This window comes from Streptomyces sulfonofaciens, assembly GCF_014656295.1.
GTDB lineage: Bacteria > Actinomycetota > Actinomycetes > Streptomycetales > Streptomycetaceae > Streptomyces > Streptomyces sulfonofaciens.
On sequence record NZ_BNCD01000007.1, the window covers coordinates 318,229 to 336,028 of the forward strand.

At 75.4% G+C, this 17,800-nt stretch carries 10 protein-coding genes; 4 read left to right on the forward strand and 6 right to left on the reverse strand.

Annotation, left to right across the window (positions count from 1 at the left end; all coding sequences use genetic code 11):
* Positions 1 to 235: 235 nt before the first annotated feature.
* Entirely contained in the window at positions 236 to 2,215 is a 1,980-nt protein-coding gene (locus IE313_RS14690) for a M23 family metallopeptidase (protein WP_189932087.1), read from the reverse strand.
* A gap of 509 nt (positions 2,216 to 2,724) precedes the next feature.
* On the opposite strand from IE313_RS14690, the gene icmB reads away from it, so the two are divergent.
* Positions 2,725 to 3,141 (forward strand): coenzyme B12-dependent isobutyryl CoA mutase small subunit, encoded by a 417-nt coding sequence (icmB, locus tag IE313_RS14695; RefSeq protein WP_189932089.1) that lies wholly within the window; start codon positions 2,725 to 2,727, stop codon positions 3,139 to 3,141.
* A gap of 166 nt (positions 3,142 to 3,307) precedes the next feature.
* Here the strand turns inward: icmB and IE313_RS14700 are convergent, their stop codons facing one another.
* Together IE313_RS14700 and IE313_RS14705 are read right to left on the reverse strand one after the other, a co-directional pair.
* Positions 3,308 to 4,948 (reverse strand): DUF5691 domain-containing protein, encoded by a 1,641-nt coding sequence (locus IE313_RS14700; RefSeq protein WP_189932091.1) that lies wholly within the window; start codon positions 4,946 to 4,948, stop codon positions 3,308 to 3,310.
* 315 nt (positions 4,949 to 5,263) lie between these two features.
* Complete coding sequence (locus tag IE313_RS14705; RefSeq protein WP_189932093.1) at positions 5,264 to 6,631, reverse strand: SWIM zinc finger family protein; 1,368 nt, start codon at positions 6,629 to 6,631, stop codon at positions 5,264 to 5,266.
* Between the two features lie 147 nt (positions 6,632 to 6,778).
* Here IE313_RS14705 and IE313_RS14710 point away from each other — a divergent pair, with 147 nt between their 5' ends.
* From IE313_RS14710 to IE313_RS14720, 3 genes are read left to right on the forward strand one after another with little or no spacing between them, the layout of a single operon-like run.
* A complete protein-coding gene (locus IE313_RS14710) occupies positions 6,779 to 7,990 on the forward strand; it encodes an ATP-binding protein (RefSeq protein WP_189932095.1) in 1,212 nt (403 codons plus the stop codon).
* Entirely contained in the window at positions 7,987 to 10,890 is a 2,904-nt protein-coding gene (locus IE313_RS14715; RefSeq protein ID WP_229924633.1) for a DUF5682 family protein, read from the forward strand. The genes IE313_RS14710 and IE313_RS14715 overlap by 4 nt, the downstream gene beginning before the upstream one ends.
* Positions 10,887 to 12,239: a VWA domain-containing protein gene (locus IE313_RS14720; RefSeq protein ID WP_229924634.1), complete on the forward strand. Its 1,353-nt coding sequence runs from the start codon at positions 10,887 to 10,889 to the stop codon at positions 12,237 to 12,239. The genes IE313_RS14715 and IE313_RS14720 overlap by 4 nt, the downstream gene beginning before the upstream one ends.
* 130 nt (positions 12,240 to 12,369) lie before the next feature.
* Here IE313_RS14720 and IE313_RS14725 read toward each other — a convergent pair whose 3' ends face one another.
* From IE313_RS14725 to IE313_RS14735, 3 genes are all read right to left on the reverse strand, one after another.
* Complete coding sequence (locus tag IE313_RS14725) at positions 12,370 to 13,476, reverse strand: peptidoglycan-binding protein (RefSeq protein ID WP_229924635.1); 1,107 nt, start codon at positions 13,474 to 13,476, stop codon at positions 12,370 to 12,372.
* Positions 13,469 to 15,262 carry a DUF6519 domain-containing protein gene (locus IE313_RS14730; protein ID WP_229924636.1) on the reverse strand — a complete coding sequence of 598 codons (1,794 nt, stop codon included), beginning with the start codon at positions 15,260 to 15,262 and terminating at the stop codon, positions 13,469 to 13,471. Before IE313_RS14730 ends, IE313_RS14725 begins: the two co-directional genes overlap by 8 nt.
* A 227-nt stretch (positions 15,263 to 15,489) precedes the next feature.
* Positions 15,490 to 17,757 carry a hypothetical protein gene (locus IE313_RS14735; RefSeq protein WP_189932097.1) on the reverse strand — a complete coding sequence of 756 codons (2,268 nt, stop codon included), beginning with the start codon at positions 17,755 to 17,757 and terminating at the stop codon, positions 15,490 to 15,492.
* Positions 17,758 to 17,800 lie beyond the last annotated feature (43 nt).

Sequence of the window (17,800 nt, forward strand, 5' to 3'; positions counted from 1 at the left end):
TGTGGTGAGTGGTGGGTGGTGCGCGTCGTGCGGCGCGCATCGTGTGGTGAACGTCGTGTGTGCCGGTCGCCCGGCGCGCGGTGCCGTTCGCCCGGAGTGCGTGCCCGGCGTGAGCCGACCGGGCCTGAGCCGACCGGCGGGCCAGGCGCCGTCCCCAACAGTCAGGACGGCCAGCCGGGGTGCAGGTCAGCCGGCGTGCAGGTCGGACTGGGTCGGTCGGTCGGACCGGGTCGGGTCAGGTCGGGTCGAGGCCGTGGCTGCGGAGCCAGGGGAGGGGGTCTATCGCCGCGCCGCCGTTGGGCCTGACCTCGAAGTGCAGGTGGGGACCGGTCGAATTGCCGGAGTTCCCGGAGAAGGCGATGACGTCGCCCGCCTTGACGGTGGTCCCCGAGCTGACCTTGTAGCTGGAGAGGTGGCAGTACCAGGTCTCCGTGCCGTCCTTGGAGGTGACGATCGCCATGTTTCCGTAGGCGGTGTTGTACTGCGTGCGCACCGTGCCGTCGGTCGCCGACATCACCTGGGTGCCGTAGGCGACGGGGAAGTCGATGCCGGTGTGGACGGACATCCAGTTGACGCCCGCCTGGCCGAAATAGGCGCTGAGGCCCTTCTGGGTGACGGGGAGGAGGAACTTCGGCCGCAGCCGCTCCTTGCGCGCCGCTTCCTCCGCGGCCTTCTTGCGCTCTTCCTCCTGCTTGGCCCTGAGGTCGATGCGCTCCTGCGTACGGCTCGCCCGGTCGGCGAAGTCGCCCGCGTCCGCGGAGAGGCTCTCCAACTGGGTGTCGAGCTTGTTGTTGGCCACGGAGGGCTTGACGGAGGTCGCGTCGGACGCCGTGGTGTTCTTGTCGTCGTCACCGCCGCCCACCGACGCGGCGGCCACACCCGCCACACCGATCACACAGGCCGAGGGCACGGCCACGGTCAGCAACGCGGAACGCTTCGCGGGCCTGCGGCGGGAGCGGCCGCGCGAGGCGGCCGCGGCTGTGCGGGAGGTCGTGCGGGAAGCGGTACGGGGCCGCGGCACGGCAATGCCGGGAGCGTTCTGCGGGTCATGCCCGGCATCGGGCGTGTCGTCAGGGCCGTCGAGGGCGTCGGCGCCGTCGTCGGCATACGTGTCGTCGTGGGCGCCGTGGGGGTCCTCGCCGCCGTCCTCGTAGGAGTACGCGTCGTACGGGGCGTCCGCTCCGCCCTCGTAAGGGGCCTCGGCGGCCTCCGCGCCCTCGGCGTACGGGGCCGTCTCCTCGGCGTGACCGGGTTGGACGCCGGTATCGGGGCCGACGGCGTCGACGCCCCGGATGGCATGCTCGGACGTGGCCGGCTCGGGCGCGAACTCGCCGAACGCGGTGGTGTCGAAGACCTGCGTCTCCTGGGGACCGCCGGGAGCGTGCGCGTACCCGGCCTCGTCCTGGTAGCCGGGGCCGCCCTGGTACGGGTCGGTTTCGTAGCCGTGGGCCGCGTAGCCCTGCTGCGCCGGGTCCGGGTCCTGGTAGCCGTGCCCGCCGTAGCCCTGGGTGTCGTAACCCCGGGTGTCGTAGCCCTGCGCGTCGTACTGGTGCGATCCGGTGAACTCCGCGTCGGACAGCGGGTCGTGGCCGTCCTGGGCGCCGGGGGCCTGCTGGGCGTAGGAGTGGGTCTCCCATTCGCCCGTGGTGTTCCACGCGGTGGCGTCCCACTGGCCGCTCGTGTCGTACTGGCCGCTCGTGTCGTACCCGGTGCCGTCGTAGCCGTTGCCTGCGTAGCCGGTTGCCGCGGCCCCGAAGTCGGCCGGCCGTGACCCTGGCGGCTGCGCGGCGTACGGGTCGGCGGACGCCGGGCCCTGGGCGGCAGCGGTGGGCCAGTGGCCCGTTTCGTACGGGGCGTAGGTGCCGGTGGTGTCCGGGGCTTCCGGGGCGCCGGGGAGGTTGCCGAAGAGGGGGTCGCTCTCGAAGCTGTCCGAGGCGAAGGCGCCGGGTGCGAAGCTGCCGGTGGCGAAGGCGTCCGCGGGGAGGCCGTCGGAGCTGACGCCGTCCGCGGTGTAGTGGCCGGTGGCGTGGTCGTCCGTGCCGTAGGTCGCGGTCGCCGTGGCGACTCCGCCTTCCGTGTGACCGCCGTAACCGTCGTACCCGGTCTGGCCGCCGTACTGGACGCGCTGCTGTTCGTACGACGCGTACGGCGCATGTGCGGCGTCGGGTGCCGGGGCCGGGGGGTAGGGATCCCCAGACGGATGACGGTCGTTCACCTACTTCTCTTTCGCCTCGACAGCAGGGGCTGGGGGGCTGCCGACCGCGGGGGGAACCTCCCCCACAGCCTCAAGGGCGTGTAAGGCGCCCCCGAGTCACCGCCCCCCAGAGGCAGAGCAGTGCGGCGACTGTACCCGGCAGTACGCGGACCCGACAATCTTCGGCCTTCATCAGACGGACGGTAACCGGGCATTCGGCCGTCTTTCGCCACTCCCCGAGCGCATCCTTGTCGCTCTGTTCGGTCCGCGTTCGAAGGGTTCGGGGAGCTCTCCTCCTCGGAGGGTGTGCGTTCGGCGGGCCACCGGCGCGGTCGGGACGGGCGGCTGACGTGGTCGGGACGGGTGGGCTGACGTGGTCGGGGCGTACCGTCGGTGCGGTCGGGACGGACGGCTGACGTGTCCCCACCGCTCCCGCCGTTGTGATTTCTCCCTCGCCCTGCGGCGCGAAACGAGCGGTTGCGGGATGCTGGGGGCAATGTTCGACCGGTATTCGGTATATGGAGGCAGTGATGGGTGTGGCAGCCGGGCCGATCCGCGTGGTGGTGGCCAAGCCGGGACTCGACGGCCACGATCGCGGGGCCAAGGTCATCGCGCGTGCCCTGCGCGACGCGGGAATGGAGGTCATCTACACGGGCCTCCACCAGACGCCCGAGCAGGTCGTCGACACCGCCATCCAGGAGGACGCCGACGCGATCGGCCTCTCCATCCTCTCCGGCGCGCACAACACCCTCTTCGCCCGCGTCATCGAACTGCTTGAGCAGCGGGACGCCGCGGACATCATCGTCTTCGGCGGCGGCATCATCCCGGAGGCGGACATCCCGCTGCTCAAGGAGAAGGGTGTCGCGGAGATCTTCACCCCGGGCGCCACGACCGCCTCGATCGTCGAGTGGGTCCGCGCCAACGTGCGGCAGCCCGCGGGGACCTGAGGGCAGGCCCGCCGACTCGGGCCGCCGACTCGGGCCGCTGACCAGGTCCGCCGCGGGCCGGCAGGCGGCGGCCCGATGCCGGCCCGATGGCCGCTCGGTGGTGCACGGCGGCGGCTGCCTGGCGGCGGCCTGCGGTGCTTTCCGGGGCGGCGGCCTCCGGCGAGCGTCAGGGCAGCGGCTCAGGGGCCGCCGGGGCGGTGAGTTCCGTGTGCATGGTGGCGCGCAGGTGGAGGGTCCCGACGAGCCGCTGGAAGGCCTCCGACCAGTAGCCGCCCGCCCCGGGGGAGGAGTTCTCCGGTTCGTCGGGTATCGCCGTGAGCGCCTCCAGACGGGTGACCTCCGCAGGGTCGAGGCAGCGCTCGGCGAGGCCCATCACCCCGCTGAAGCTCCACGGGTAACTACCGGCGTCCCGGGCGATGTTCAGCGCGTCGACCACGGCGCGGCCGAGCTGCTCCTCCCAGGGGGCCGCGCAGCCGCCGAGCAGTTGGAACGCCTCCGACAGGCCGTGCGCGGCGATGAACCCGGCCACCCATCCGGCCCGCTCAGCGGCCGGCAGCGCGGCCAGCAGCTTCGCCCGCTCGGCCAGCGACACGGCACCGGGCCCGCCCGCGCCCGGAGCCGACGGTGCGCCGAGCAGCGCCCGTGACCAGGCGATGTCCCGCTGCCGCACCGCCGCCCTGCACCAGGCCGCGTGCAGTTCGCCGTGCCACTCGTCGGCCACGGGCAGCGCCACGATCTCCTCGGGGCCCCGACCGCCGAACCGGGCGGACCACGCGCCCAGCGGTGTCGCCTCCACCAGTTGGCCCAGCCACCAGGAGCGCTCCCCGCGCCCGGCAGGCGGCTTCGGCATGACCCCGTCCCGTTCCATGTCCGCGTCACATGCCGGGGGAGGGGCCACGGCGATGGCGGGCGCCTGCTGCGATCGGTCCAGGGTCACGCAGAGCGCGGAGCGTGCCGCCATGCGGGTGGCCAGGGCGGACGAGGGCAGTGCGGACAGCAGCTCCGCCGCGATCGCGCGGACATTGCGGCTGCGGTCGGTGAGCGCCTGTTCAAGGAACGGCTCGTCGTCTGCGCGCAGGCCCATGTGCAGCGAGTCCAGGAACATCAGGCGGTCCTCGGCCCGCTCCGTCGACCAGGTGGAGGCGAGCAGCTCCCGCGCGGCCACCGGGTCGTGGGCCCGTACGGCGGCGAGCAGGGCCACCCGCTCGGCGAACAGGCCCTCCTCCCAGAGCCGCCGCACGCCCTCCGCGTCCTCGGGTGCCGGCAGCAGCGCACCGCCGCCCGGCGTCGCGCGGAGCGCGAACTTCCAGTCCGGGTTGAGCCGGGCCAGCCACAGCGCACGGGGGCCGGCGAAGGCGAGGACCTGCGGTCGCAGGTCGGTACGCGCGCGTGCCGCGTCCAGCAGGGCCGGCAGCAGGTGCGGCGGGGCGGCATACCCCCGGGCGTTGGCCGTCTGGAGCCACTGCGGCAGCAGCTCCATCAGGTCCGGCGCCGAACCCCGGCGGCCGCCCGAGCCGGTGCCGGGCCTGTCGGTGAGCAGCACCGCCAGTCGGCGGGCCGCGGCGGGCGGCAGCGCGGGCCTGGGATCGGGTGCGGCGCGGTCCGGCAGCGGTGCCGCGGGAGCGGGCCGCAGCCCGGCCCGGCGGCGGAGCGTCTGCACGGCCGCCGCGTCCAGCAGCGCCGCGGCCGGGTCCCCGTGCCCGGTCGGCACGGGCGGCCTGCGGCGGTCGGTGCCGAGCAGGGCCGCGGTGACCAGGTCCTCCCACGCGGCCGAGGCCGCAGCAGTCATCACCGAGGTCATGGGCATGGGTGCTTCACCGCTCCTGTGGTCGTCGGACGGGTGCTTGTGGGGTCCGCGGGGGTTGCGCGGGTGGTGCCGGTGCCCGCGGGGGTTGGGCGGGCGCTTGCGGTGCCTGCGAGGGTTGCGGTGCCTGCGAGGGTTGCGGTGCCTGCGAGGGTCGCGGTGCTTGCGGGAATTGCGGTGCTTGCGGGAGTTGCGGTGCCTGCGGGGGCTGTGCGGGTGGTGTTGGTCCCGCGGGGGCCGGGCCGCTGGTGCCGCGGGCCGTGCCGGGCTCCCGCGCCCGCGCCGGTGCAGCGGACGCTCCGGGGGCGGCGGGGGCGGTCAGCACAGCGGCACCGCCTCGCCGGGCTCCTGCGGCCAGGCCACGAGCGGAGTGAAGCCGCGGTGGCCGCATTCGCCGAAGACCGTGACCGGCGCGCCGCCCGAGAGGGCCACCAGGCGCCAGAGCCCGGGCGCCGCGGCGGCGGCCGGGGCCAGGGGCAGGGCCGCCGCGCCGTCCGCGTCGGCCAACTGCCAACCCGTGCCGCCGGGCGCCGGGACGGGGATGACGGGGCCGAGGGTCACCGGCCAGCTCTCCAGCCAGGGATCGGCCCGCAGCGCCGAGCCGTACCGCGCGGCCGCCTGCCCGGTGCCGGTCCCCTCGGGCCGGGCCGCGCTGGGGGCCGGGGCGCCGAACCGCTCGCCCAGCTCCGCCCGGAGCTGCCCGGCACCCGGACGGCCGGACAGCTCCGCGTCGAACGCGAGCCCCACCGGCAGCGCCAACTGCGGCGGACGGCCCGCCGCGCCGTACGAGAGCAGCAGCGCCGTACGCCCTGAGCCGGTGCCGTGCAGCCATATGCGGCGGGTGGTGAGGCGGCTGTCCGCCGTGTCGTACTGGGCGAGGACCAGCCAGTCGTCGCGCTCGGGCCGGGTCGGTGAGGTGTCGGGCAGGCCGACACGGGAGTGGACGGTGGCCGCCAGGCCGGGCGGTAGCGCCGCCCTGTGCAGCCAGCCCTGGTCCAGCAGGTGGAGCAGGGCGCACTCCTCCAGCAGCCGCACGGGCCAGCCGGGGCCCGACACGGCGACGGCCCCCAGCTCCCGCACCCGCGCGGCCAGCCCGGGCGCCTGCGCGTCGACCATGCGGGCAGCGGTCTCCTCCCACGGTCCGTACCCCGCGTGCTCCAGGCCGGCGAGGCCGGTGCGCAGCAGATCGGACAGCCGCTGCTCCAACTCGCCGGCTCCGGCGGTGATCCGCTCGGCCCGCTTCTGGGCCCTGCCCTCCGCACGCCGCCGGGCCGCCGGATCGGCCGCGGCGGTCCCCGCCTCCGCCTGCCGGGGCGCCTGCTGCTCCACCGCCCGCCTCCTGCGCCCGGCCAGCCACTCCTCGGCCCACGCCGGGGCCTCGGCCGGTGGTACCGAGCCCTCCTCACCGGCCCAGAGCAGCAGCAGCCCGAGGGCGTGCTTGCACGGGAACTTCCGGCTCGGGCAACTGCATCTGTACGCCGGGCCCGTGCTGCCCGCGATGTCGACGACCGTCTGGTACGGCCTGCTGCCGCTGCCTCTGCACAGGCCCCACACCGATCCCCCGGCGCTGCCCGCCTCGGACCACGGCCCGGCCGTGCCGAGCTTGCTTCCCGCTTTGCGCGACGCGGCGTCAGGAGCCAGTGCAAGCACCTGGTCCGCCGTCCAGCGCACCCCCTGCTCAGTCATGTCACCGACCGTAGGCCCCGGCACTGACAATCGACTCCCGATCATGCATCGGTGCAGGTCAGAGTGGATTGTCAGTGGCGTGGTGCAAGGTGTTGGACAGATCGCAGCCGGTCTTGCGGGGCCGGCCGAAGCATGAGGGGGAGAGCCATGTCCGTGTCCGCAGAACCGACGCCCGCGCAGCCGACCGAACGGCCGGTGGGGAATCCGGCCGAGCAGGGTTCCGGTTCCGCCTCCGTGTCCGCGCCCGCACCAGGTCCCGCGTCCGCACCCGCCGGGAGCGCCGAGGCACTGCGGCCGCACGCCGAGGACGCCTTCGCCGCCGAGCTCGCGGCCCTCGCCGCGCAGGACGACCGGCCGAGGCCGCCCCGCTGGCGGCTCTCGCCGTGGGCGGTCGCCACCTACCTGATGGGCGGCACGCTCCCCGACGGCACCGTGATCACACCCAAGTACGTCGGCCCGCGCCGCATCGTCGAGGTCGCCGTCACCACGCTCGCCACCGACCGCGCCCTGCTGCTCCTGGGCGTGCCCGGCACGGCCAAGACCTGGGTCTCGGAGCACCTCGCGGCCGCGGTCAGCGGCGATTCCACCCTTCTGGTGCAGGGCACCGCGGGCACCCCGGAAGAGGCGATCCGCTACGGCTGGAACTACGCCCAGTTGCTCGCGCACGGCCCCAGCCGCGACGCCCTCGTCCCCAGCCCCGTGATGCGCGCCATGGCGGCCGGCATGACGGCCCGCATCGAGGAGCTGACCCGCATCCCCGCGGACGTACAGGACACTCTGATCACCATCCTCTCGGAGAAGACCCTGCCGATACCCGAGCTGGGCCAGGAGGTGCAGGCCGTCCGCGGGTTCAGTGTGATCGCCACCGCCAATGACCGCGACCGCGGTGTCAACGACCTCTCCAGCGCGCTGCGCCGCCGTTTCAACACGGTGGTCCTGCCCCTGCCGGAGAGCGCCGACGCGGAGGTGGAGATCGTGTCCCGGCGCGTCGACCAGATCGGGCGCTCGCTCGACCTGCCCGCCGCACCGGAGGGCATGGACGAGATCCGCAGGGTGGTGACCGTCTTCCGCGAGCTGCGCGAGGGCATCACCTCCGACGGGCGTACGAAGGTCAAGTCCCCGAGCGGGACACTCTCCACGGCCGAGGCGATCTCCGTCGTCACCCACGGTCTCGCCCTCGCGGCGCACTTCGGGGACGGCGTGCTGCGCGCCGGTGACGTCGCCGCCGGCATCCTCGGCGCCGTGGTCCGCGATCCGGCCGCCGACCGGGTCGTCTGGCAGGAGTATCTGGAAGCCGTGGTCCGCGAGCGGGACGGCTGGAAGGACTTCTACCGCGCCTGCCGGGAGGTGAGCGCATGAGGGGAGTCGTCTCCGGCGCCGCCGCGTCCGGCGTGGCACCTGCTGCGGGGGCGGGCCGGGAGCGCGGCGGGCCGCTGCTGCTGGGGGTGCGCCACCACGGGCCGGGCTCGGCACGCGCGGTGCGTGCCGCGCTGGACGCGGCGGCGCCGCGGGTGGTGCTCATCGAGGGTCCGCCGGAGGCGGACGCCCTGGTACCGCTGGCCGCCGACCCAGGGATGCGCCCGCCGGTGGCACTGCTCGCCCATGTGGTGGACGAGCCGGGCCGCTCCGCCTTCTGGCCGCTCGCCGAGTTCTCGCCCGAGTGGGTGGCGCTCCGGTGGGCGCTGGCCCATGGCGTCCCGGCCCGCTTCGTCGACCTGCCCGCCGCACATTCGCTGGCCTGGCCCGACCCGGAGGACGGCAGCGGGCCCGAGGGCACGGACCCCGGTGCCCACCGGCCGGTGGAGCCCGCCGCCGGCCCGGTGAAGGGGGACGAGCACGCGGGGTTCGACGGCGGCCGTGCCACACCGGCGGGGCACACCGAGGATCCTTCCGGTGCCTCCGGTGCCTCCGGTGCCTCCGGTGCCTCGGACCGGGCGGGCATCGGGACGCCCGACCCGGCGGCGGGGCTGCCCCGGACGCCCGCCGGGTGCTCGGCTCGGGAGGACGAGAACGCCGGGTTCGACGGGGGGCAGGGCCCGCGGGCGGGCGGTGACGGGCCGACCGATGGCACTGGCGCCGCCGATGCCGCCGGCGCCTCGGGCGGGGTGGGCACCGCCGATGGCCCGACCCCGGCGGATCCGGCAGGGGGCTCGGGCGCACCGGGCCCGGCCGGTGCCGGGGAGGCCGCCGGGCCGGCCGGGGACGCGCGCCGGGCGGTGCGGATAGATCCGCTCGCCGCGCTGGCGGAGGCCGCCGGGTACGACGACCCGGAGCGCTGGTGGGAGGACGCGGTCGAGCACCGGGGCGCCGCTGAAGACGTCTTCGCCCCTTTCGAGGCACTGGCCGACGCGATGGCGGCGCTCCGGGAGGCGTACGGACCGGGGTCCCGGCGCGACCTGGTGCGCGAGGCCCATATGCGCCTCCAGGTGCGCAGCGCCGTGAAGGAGGCCGGCGGCGCGGTGGCCGTGGTGTGCGGCGCCTGGCACGTACCGGCGTTGCGGCAGCGCAGCACCGTCGGCGCCGACCGTGCGCTGCTCAAGGGGCTCCCCAAGGTCAAGGCCGAGATGACCTGGGTGCCGTGGACGCACCGCAGGCTCTCCAAGGACAGCGGATACGGCGCGGGCATCGACTCGCCCGGCTGGTACGGCCACTTGTTCCGATCCCCGGACCGCCCCGTGGAGCGCTGGATGACCAAGGTCGCCGGGCTGCTGAGGGAGGAGGACCGGATCGTGTCCTCCGCGCACGTCATCGAGGCGGTGCGGTTGGCCGGCGCGCTGGCGGTGCTGCGCGGCCGGCCGCTGCCCGGTCTGTCGGAGACCACCGACGCCGTGAAGTCCGTGATGTGCGAGGGCTCCGAGGTGCCGCTCGCCCTGGTCCGGGACCGCCTGGTGGTCGGCGACGCCCTGGGCGAGGTGCCCGAGTCGGCGCCCGCAGTCCCGTTGCAACGCGACCTCGCCAGGCGGCAGAAGGCGCTGCGGCTGAAGCCGGAGGCGCTGGAGCGCGAGCTCGACCTCGACCTGCGGCGGGAGACCGACGCCGGGCGCAGCAGGCTCCTGCACCGCCTGCGGCTGCTCGGTGTCGCCTGGGGCGAGCCCGCGCTCTCCGCGCGCGGCAGTACCGGCACCTTCCGGGAGACCTGGCGGCTGCGCTGGGAGCCCGAGCTCGCGGTGCGGGTCGCCGAGGCCGGCGTCTGGGGCACCACGGTCGCCGCCGCGGCGACCGCCAGGGCATGCGCCGAGGCCGCCGACGCCCGGACGCTGGCCGAGGTCACCGCCCTCGCCGAACACTGCCTGCTCGCCGAACTCCCCGACGCCCTGCCTGACGTGATGCGGAGCCTGGCCGACCGCGCCGCGCTGGACACGGACGTCGGCCACCTCGCCCAGGCGCTGCCGGCCCTGGTCCGCTCACTGCGCTACGGGGACGTCCGCGGCACCGACACCCGTGCCCTCGGCGAGGTCGCCGCGGGCCTGGCCGAGCGCATCTTCGTCGCCCTGCCGCCCGCCTGCGCCTCCCTCGACGCGGATGCCGCGGCCGAGATGCGCCGCCATGTCGACGCGGTGCACGGCGCGGTGGGACTGCTCGCGGGCACCGGGGAGCCAACAGGGCCGGAGGCCGGGACCGAGGGCGTCCGTGGGCGGTCCGGCGCCGAGGGGATGCGCGGGCGCTGGCACAGCGTGCTGCGCGGTCTCGCCGGGCGGGAGTCCGTCCCCGGGGTGCTGCGCGGCCGCACCGCCCGGCTGCTGCTCGACGAGGGGGCCTCTACGCAGGACGAGGCGGCACGGCGGATGAGCCTCGCCCTGTCACCGGGCACCGAACCCGTCGACGCGGCCGGTTGGATCGACGGGTTCGTCGGCGGAGGGTCCGGGTCGGGCCTGCTCCTCGTGCACGACGAGCGGCTGCTCGGGCTCGTCGACGGCTGGCTCACCACCGTGCCCGACAGCGCCTTCACGGACGTCCTGCCGCTGCTGCGCCGCACCTTCTCGGCCTACGAGGCGGGCGTACGCCGCACCCTGGGCGAACTGGTGCGCCGCGGCCCGGCGGGCGGCGCGGCCGCACCCACCGCCACAGGGGCCGCGCTGCCCGGCTTCGGCCCCGAACTGGACCCGGCGCGCGCCGACGCCGTGCTCCCCGTGCTGTCCCTGCTGCTCGGCTTCGCCGGGGACGCGAGCGGAGCCGCGGCCCCCTGCGAGCAGGCGGTGGGGACAGCGGTGGACCCAGGAGAGACGATGTCCGACGACACAGCGGAGGCGGCGCGATGACGAGGGCGACGAAGCGGGCGGCACCCGCCGCACCGGATGGTCCCACCGCTGTCCCGGACGGCGTCCCGCGGGCCGGGAGCGCGGCAGCACGCACAGGAGAGAACGCGGGAGAGCCCATAGGCGACCGGACGGGAGAGCGCACGGAGGAGCCGGCGGGGGAGCGCAGTGAGGAGCAGGCGGAGGAGCCGGCGGGGGAGCGCGCTGACGAGCGGTTGCGGCGCTGGCGGCTGGTGCTCGGCGGCGACACGGCCGACGGTACGGGGCACACCCTCTCCGGACGGGACGCCGCCATGGACGGCGCGCTCGCGGCGCTCTACGGAAAAGGGGACAAGCCGGGGCGCGGCAGGGACCGTTCGGCGGGACTCGGGGCGTCCGCGCCGTCCGTCGCGCGCTGGCTGGGCGACATCCGGACGTACTTCCCGTCCTCCGTGGTCCAGGTGATGCAGCGGGACGCCATCGACCGGCTCGGCCTCTCCACGCTGCTGCTGGAGCCGGAGATGCTCCAGGCCGTGGAGGCCGACGTGCACCTCGTCGGGACCCTGCTCTCGTTGAACAAGGCGATGCCGGAGACCACCAAGGAGACGGCGCGCGCCGTGGTCCGCAAGGTCGTCGACGACCTGGAGAAGCGACTCGCGACGCGTACCCGGGCCACGCTCACCGGCGCGCTCGACCGCAGCGCGCGCACCAGCAGACCGCGCCACCACGACATCGACTGGAACCGCACCATCGCGGCCAACCTCAAGCACTACCTGCCCGAGTACCGCACCATCGTCCCCGAGCGGCTGATCGGCTACGGCCGGGCGTCCCAGGCCGTGAAGAAGGAGGTCGTCCTCTGCATCGACCAGTCAGGATCGATGGCTGCCTCCGTCGTGTACGCGTCGGTGTTCGGCGCGGTGCTCGCGTCGATGCGCTCCATCGCGACCAGGCTCGTCGTCTTCGACACCGCTGTCGTCGACCTCACGGACCAGTTGGACGATCCGGTCGACGTCCTCTTCGGCACCCAGCTCGGCGGCGGTACGGACATCAACAGGGCCCTGGCCTACTGCCAGTCGCAGATCACCCGCCCCGCGGAGAGCGTCGTCGTCCTCATCTCCGACCTCTACGAAGGGGGGATACGCAACGAGATGCTGAAGCGGGTGGCGGCGATGAAGGCGTCCGGGGTGCAGTTCGTGACGCTGCTCGCGCTCTCCGACGAAGGGGCGCCGGCTTACGACCGCGAGCACGCGGCGGCGCTCGCGGCCCTGGACGCACCGGCCTTCGCCTGTACGCCCGACCTCTTCCCGGAGGTGATGGCGGCGGCCCTGGAGAAGCGACCGCTCCCCATACCGGACATGAGCACCCAGCGATAACGCGGTCCTTGGACGACATCGCGGGTCTCGTGCACGGCACGGTCCCGCGAGGGTGGAGGGTTGGGCCGCCTCCGTCGTGCCCGGCGCCGCCGTCCGGGCCGCGCACCGGTCTGCGTCCCGCGCAGTCCCCTCACCGCCGGGTCCGGGGCACCTTCAGCAGGTCCCAGCTAACCTTGCCCGGAATGCCGTCCGCGTCCCTGCCCCTGAAGCCCAACTTCTTCTGCCAGGCGGCGTAGGAGAGGCGGTCGGCCTCGGTCCAGTCGGGGGAGGGGCCGCGGGTGTAGCGGCCGCAGCCCTCCGCATTGAGGCGGTGCCCCATGACGGTGATCATGGGATGGCTCCGGCCAGAGTGGAAGAACGCGGCTCCCGGAAAGGGCTCGTACGCGGGCTTCGGCGGCCGGGGCGGCTCGGCGGGCGGCCTGCCGGGCACCGGGCGGCCCCCGCCCCCGGCCGTGCCACCGCCACCGGCTTCCACACCGGTGCCGGTGCCGCTGCCACTCCCGTCCCCGCTGCCACTGCCGTCTCCGCCCCCGTCCCCGCTCCCGTCCCCGTCCCCGCTCCCCTCACCGGAGCCGGAGCCGGAGCCGGAGCCGGAGCCGGGCCCCGGCCCCGGTCCCGAACCGCCGCCGGTGCCGTCCCCGGGCCCTCCGCTCAGCCGTGCGGCGATGCGCGCCCGCATGCCCTCCATCGTGAAGCCGCGCGGATCGATCTTGCCGGGCTGCCACTCCTTGTGGCCGATGACCGAGCGCTCGCTCCAGCCGTGCGCGCGGCAGACCGCCGCCGCGGCCCGGGCGACGGCGTCCAGTTGCGCCTCGGGCCAGGGGTCCTCGCCGTCGCCCAGGTTGATGCACTCGAAGCCGTAGAAACGGCTGTTGCCGTCGGCGTTGGCCTGGTCGTCCTCGGGGAGCGCGGTCTCGGCGACCACCGCACGCAGCACGTCGGCGTCGCCGAGACCGGCGTGGTTGGCGCGGCCCCAGCCGACCAGGTGCACCTCGCCCGCCTTGTCGATCACCCCGTGGCAGAGCGGCCCGGGCAGATCGCTGCGGCCGTCGTAGCACAGGTCGACCGAAGCACTGACGCCCTCGGTGACGGTGTGGTGGATCATCACGCCGTTCAACGGGCCCCACGGGCCCTTGGTGTTCCGGTTGTGCGTGCGCCACTCGCGTACCTCGTGAACCGTCAGGCCCTCGTCCCGCAGGGCGCTCAGCACCTGCGCCGCGGTCAGCGGGTCAGCCATGGCGCCGCCCTCCTCGGCCCGGTGCCCGCCGGCCCGCGCCCGGGGCTCCGCCCGTCGACGCGGAGGGGGACGTGGACGCGGACCCCGATGCGGACGCACCGTCGTCCGCCACCTCGTCCGCTGCCTTCCCTGCTACCTTCCCTGCTCCCTCCCCCGTCCACTCTCCCGTCCACTCCCCCGTCTCCTCCTCCGCTTCCGCCTCCGCGGCGGTGGAGGTCTGGGAGCGCGGGTTGGGGGCGCCCGACTCGGCCGCGGCCTCCTCGTCCCTCGCCTGCCGTTCCGCGGCCAGCTCGGCCTCACTGGCGGCCGGGATGGCGCCGGCCAGCGGTCCGAACGCCAGCCGCAGGTCCACCGAGCCGCCCTCGCCGCGGATCAGCGCGAGCGGCGCGTGGTGCAGCGCGATGCCCGCGGGGGCCTGGAGCAGCGGGCGGCGCGCCGCGTCCAGCGGCCACTCGACGCTGCCGGTGGCGGTTCGGGCGGCGGCGACCCAGAAGTCACCGGTGCGGTAGGTGCCGCCCTTGGCGAAGTACACCTCGACGCCGTCCTCCAGCGGCAGCCAGCGGCCCTCCTCGATCGGGACCGCGCCGCTGCGCGGCCGCGCGGCCGCCGCGGTCCCGCGGCCCGCCCCGCTCGAAGGGCGCCGGTGCCCGTCCCGGTGGTCCCAGCGGCGCAGGTACGGGTGGAGTTCCGGGCGGCGCCCGACGCCGCCTCGCTGCGTGCCTGGCTCTCCCGACAGCCGCACCCGCCGGCCCGGCAGGTCGATCTCCTCCACCCGCAGCAGCGGCAGCGGCTCCAGGCGGCTCGCGTAGGCGCTGTCGACGAACTCGACGCGGTCGCCCACGTTCAGGTCCAGCTTGTCGTCGCCGCCGAGGCTCGCCAGTTCCACCCAGGTGCCGTCGAGCCCGTCGACCGGGAAGAGCACGGAGCCGTTCTCGCGGGACCACTTGAAGGTGGCGTCCTTGGCGGTGCCGCCGTCGTGGACCTCCACCCGGTACAACTGGTTCTCCGGGCCCCGGTACCGGGCGTCGGGGCCGACCAGGCACGGGTCCTCGTCGGCGCGCTCGGGCCGCTCGCCGCGCAGCGCGGCCCGGCCGCCGGGTGCCTCCTGCCGGTCGGCCCACGCCCGGAAGGCCCCGCGCACCTCGTCCGGGGACGGTTCCGTGCCCAACAGGCCGATCTCGGACAGCGTCAGCGGCAGCACCTGCCAGACGACCTTGACGCGGGCCGCGGTGTCCGGCATCGCCGAGCCGAGCGCCACCTCGCGCAGCGCCGGGTCCTCCGCCGCCGTCACCGAGCGCTCCCACACCTTCAGGTACACCACGAACGGGAACTGCGTCGGCAGCCGGTCGCCGGGCACCTCGGGATCGCGGTGGGCGTCGGGCTGGTCCCAGTACGTCCAGGTGGCGTCCGCCGCGGCGGCCCCGCCCGCCCCGCCGTCGGCGTCGTCGGTGCCGGCGTCGCCGGGGGCGTCCTCGTCGGGGACCGCTGTGCCCGGTGCGGGTCGGTCCGCGTCGAGCTGGATGCCGTCGACGTAGTACCGGCCGCCGCCGATCGTCAGGTCGTCGATGTCCCGCCGGCCGCCCACGAAGGTGATCGCGAAACCGGTGGCGCCGCGCGGCCCGCCGTGCTGCCCGATCAGATCCGCGGTCAGCGCCCGAGCCCTGCCCAGGTCGATCGCGGTCTGTTCGTTGGCGTCGGCGTCCAGTTGGACGCGACCCTGCTGGGCGAGGACGGCGGAGTAGTGCAGCTCGGGGCGGAAGGTGAGACGGGAGAGGTCGGCGTGCATCGGAGGGTCCCCCAGGTTCGGTGGTCGGTCGGTGGTCGCGGAGTGGCGGACGGTGGATGCGCGGTGGGCGCGAGGTCGGGCGCGAGGCGGGCGCGGGGGGCGGTGGCGGGTCGGCTGTGGCGGGCCGGGGGCTGAGGGCCGGGCGCTTCGGGGCGGGCGGGTGCCTGGTTCCGGCGGCCGGGCAGGCCGGGCGCACCGGTCGCCGCTCCCGCACCGGCACGGCGGCGTCAGGTCACGTAGAAGATCCCCGCGTCCGCACCCGCCGGCGTGTACTCGGCGAGCCTGGCCCGCAGGCTGTCCTCCCGCTGCGGCAGGTACAGGTCGTGGAAGACGCCCATCTCCGCCCCGTCCTCGGCACCGCGCCGCAGTTCGGCGGCGCCCTGGTCGGCGAGCCGGCCGTACGACGGCGTGCCGTAGCGCTCGGAGGTGAACACCGGGCGCACCTCGCCGGCCCGCCCGGGCCCCGCGCCGTCCGGCTGGCACCGGTAGCGGGGCGGGGTGCGCGAACCCGGCGGCACGTAGCAGAACCGCAGCCGGCCCACGCCCCGCCGCGCCACCCGCAGACGCCCCGTGAACAGGGAGTCCTCGGCGATCCGCACGGCCTGCGTGTGCACCTCGCCGATGACGGTGGTGCGGTGTGCGTGCAGGACGGCGTGCGCGAGCAGGCGGTCGGGCGCGGCGAGTGCCTCGCGGTCGTGACCGGTGGCGTCCAGGATGCTGTCGCGGATGTGGATCGCCAGCGGATCCGTGGACACCTCGTCGCCGATGACCTGGATGGTGCCGAGGATGCTGTCCTCGATCTGCAGGCAGGCGGTGGTGCGGTCCAGCACGATGCTGGGCTCCTGCGGCGCGTGCGGCGTGCAGTCGGGCTCCAGCGACCAGCCGGGCACGAGCGTGCAGTGCCGCAGCACGACGGCGCCCACCGGGCCGGTCACATTGAGGCCGCGGCCGGTGACCAGGAGGCCGTCCAGCACGATCCGCGGCGCATCGCCGCCGTGGTCGTGGTCGTGCGGGCCGCTGCCGTGCCCGTGCCCGCCGCCGTGCCCGTGCCTGCCTCTGCGCTCGTGGCCATGCCCGTGTCCGTCCCGGTGGCCGCCGCCGACCGCCCGGATGTTGAGCGCGTCGGGCCGGTTGCTGTACCAGTCGAGCAGCCGGACGACCGGCCGGCAGCCCTCGGCGGCGCGTACCTCCAGGCGGTCGCCGGGGGCGAGGTCGAAGTCGAGCTGCTCCTGGTGGGCGCCGCTGTGCGTGATCTCGATGATGCCGTCGGGGCCCACCCTGCGGGCCTGCCTGTCGTGCCGCCAGTCCCGGTAGGCGTCCATGATCCGCTGGTACGGCTGGTGCGGCCCGACCCGGTACACCACCGCCTCCGGCCGCGCCCCCCGCTGCCGTGCGTAGGAGCCGCCGCCGAGGTCGGCCGGGCAGGCGTAGTGGTAGTCCACCCACACGCCCTGCCGCGGCGCCGAGCGTGCGCCGAAGGCGATCCGGCCCAGCTCCGGGTCGACGGCCACCTGCCCGCGCCGCGGCCGGTAGCGCCACCGAGACAGGTCGGCCACCACGATGTCGGCCGGCGGCACCGGCCGGTCCTCGCCGTCCCGCCGGATGACGAAGCTCCTGCCCGGCCCGTAGTAGTCGGCGAGCCGGTCGTGCAGCAGGCGGCGGCCGATGAACGCCGGGACGTTGTCGACGGTCGCCGCGTGCACGGTCGACGGCTCGGGCACCGGCCTGGTCACCAGCGGGCTGTCGTTGCCGAGGATCGAGAACGTGTAGAGGTTGCGGGCCCGGTCGACGCAGTACGCGGGCGACGACGTCAGCGGGTACGCCCTCAGCCGCCAGACGAACAGGGCCACCCCCGCGGGTGTCGCGCCGCCCTGCCGGCGGGCCGAGCCGGCCCGCCGCACGTCCGCGGAACGGGCCACCGTACCGAAGGGGCCGCCGGCCAGGTCGAGCGCCGAGCCGTCCCGCAGGTCCGCGGTCCTGCCCCGGGAGCGCCGCACCGCGTCGGTCGCGGCGGCGCCCGTCCCGTACAGCTTCACCGGTTGTCGGTGCGCCACCTGCCGGGACAGCTCCACCGCCCGGGCCGGCCAGCCCGCGACCTGCGCGGACAGCTCCTCCAGCAGGGCGAGGGAGCCCTTGCGGCGGCGGTTGGCGACGGTGGCGGCCACGTCGCGGCGCGGCGCCAGCGCCTGCGCGAGGCGCTCCCGCGAGGCGTCGGGGCGGCCCCCGTCCCGCAGGCCGCCGGCCGGCATCCGCTCGTAGCCGGGCAGCGGCCGGTAGCCGACCAGGTCGCCCAGGTACGGCAGCACCCATGGCGCCGCGGTCTCCACGAACAGGTCGTCGTAGCCCTGCGCCACGCCGTCGCGCACCAGGTCCAGTTGCTCGGCGATGACGGCGAGCAGGGCGCGCAGCGGCTCGGCGGCCGCTCCCGGGCCACCGTCGCGCAACCGGTACCACTGCGGAAGCAGCTCCGCGAGCCCGTCCGGCTCCCTGGACATCACTTGACACCTCCGAAGGAAGGCCCTGCCTTCGGGCTGAATC

What these genes read in the sequence shown, in the direction of transcription:
- icmB (WP_189932089.1), top strand. Translation starts at nt 2,725, where the DNA reads ATGGGTGTGGCAGCCGGGCCGATCCGCGTGGTGGTGGCCAAGCCGGGA.
- IE313_RS14715 (WP_229924633.1), top strand. Translation starts at nt 7,987, where the DNA reads ATGAGGGGAGTCGTCTCCGGCGCCGCCGCGTCCGGCGTGGCACCTGCT.
- IE313_RS14730 (WP_229924636.1), bottom strand. Translation starts at nt 15,262, where the DNA reads ATGCACGCCGACCTCTCCCGTCTCACCTTCCGCCCCGAGCTGCACTAC.
- IE313_RS14725 (WP_229924635.1), bottom strand. Translation starts at nt 13,476, where the DNA reads ATGGCTGACCCGCTGACCGCGGCGCAGGTGCTGAGCGCCCTGCGGGAC.
- IE313_RS14705 (WP_189932093.1), bottom strand. Translation starts at nt 6,631, where the DNA reads ATGACTGAGCAGGGGGTGCGCTGGACGGCGGACCAGGTGCTTGCACTG.
- IE313_RS14720 (WP_229924634.1), top strand. Translation starts at nt 10,887, where the DNA reads ATGACGAGGGCGACGAAGCGGGCGGCACCCGCCGCACCGGATGGTCCC.
- IE313_RS14700 (WP_189932091.1), bottom strand. Translation starts at nt 4,948, where the DNA reads ATGCCCATGACCTCGGTGATGACTGCTGCGGCCTCGGCCGCGTGGGAG.
- IE313_RS14710 (WP_189932095.1), top strand. Translation starts at nt 6,779, where the DNA reads ATGTCCGTGTCCGCAGAACCGACGCCCGCGCAGCCGACCGAACGGCCG.
- IE313_RS14735 (WP_189932097.1), bottom strand. Translation starts at nt 17,757, where the DNA reads ATGTCCAGGGAGCCGGACGGGCTCGCGGAGCTGCTTCCGCAGTGGTAC.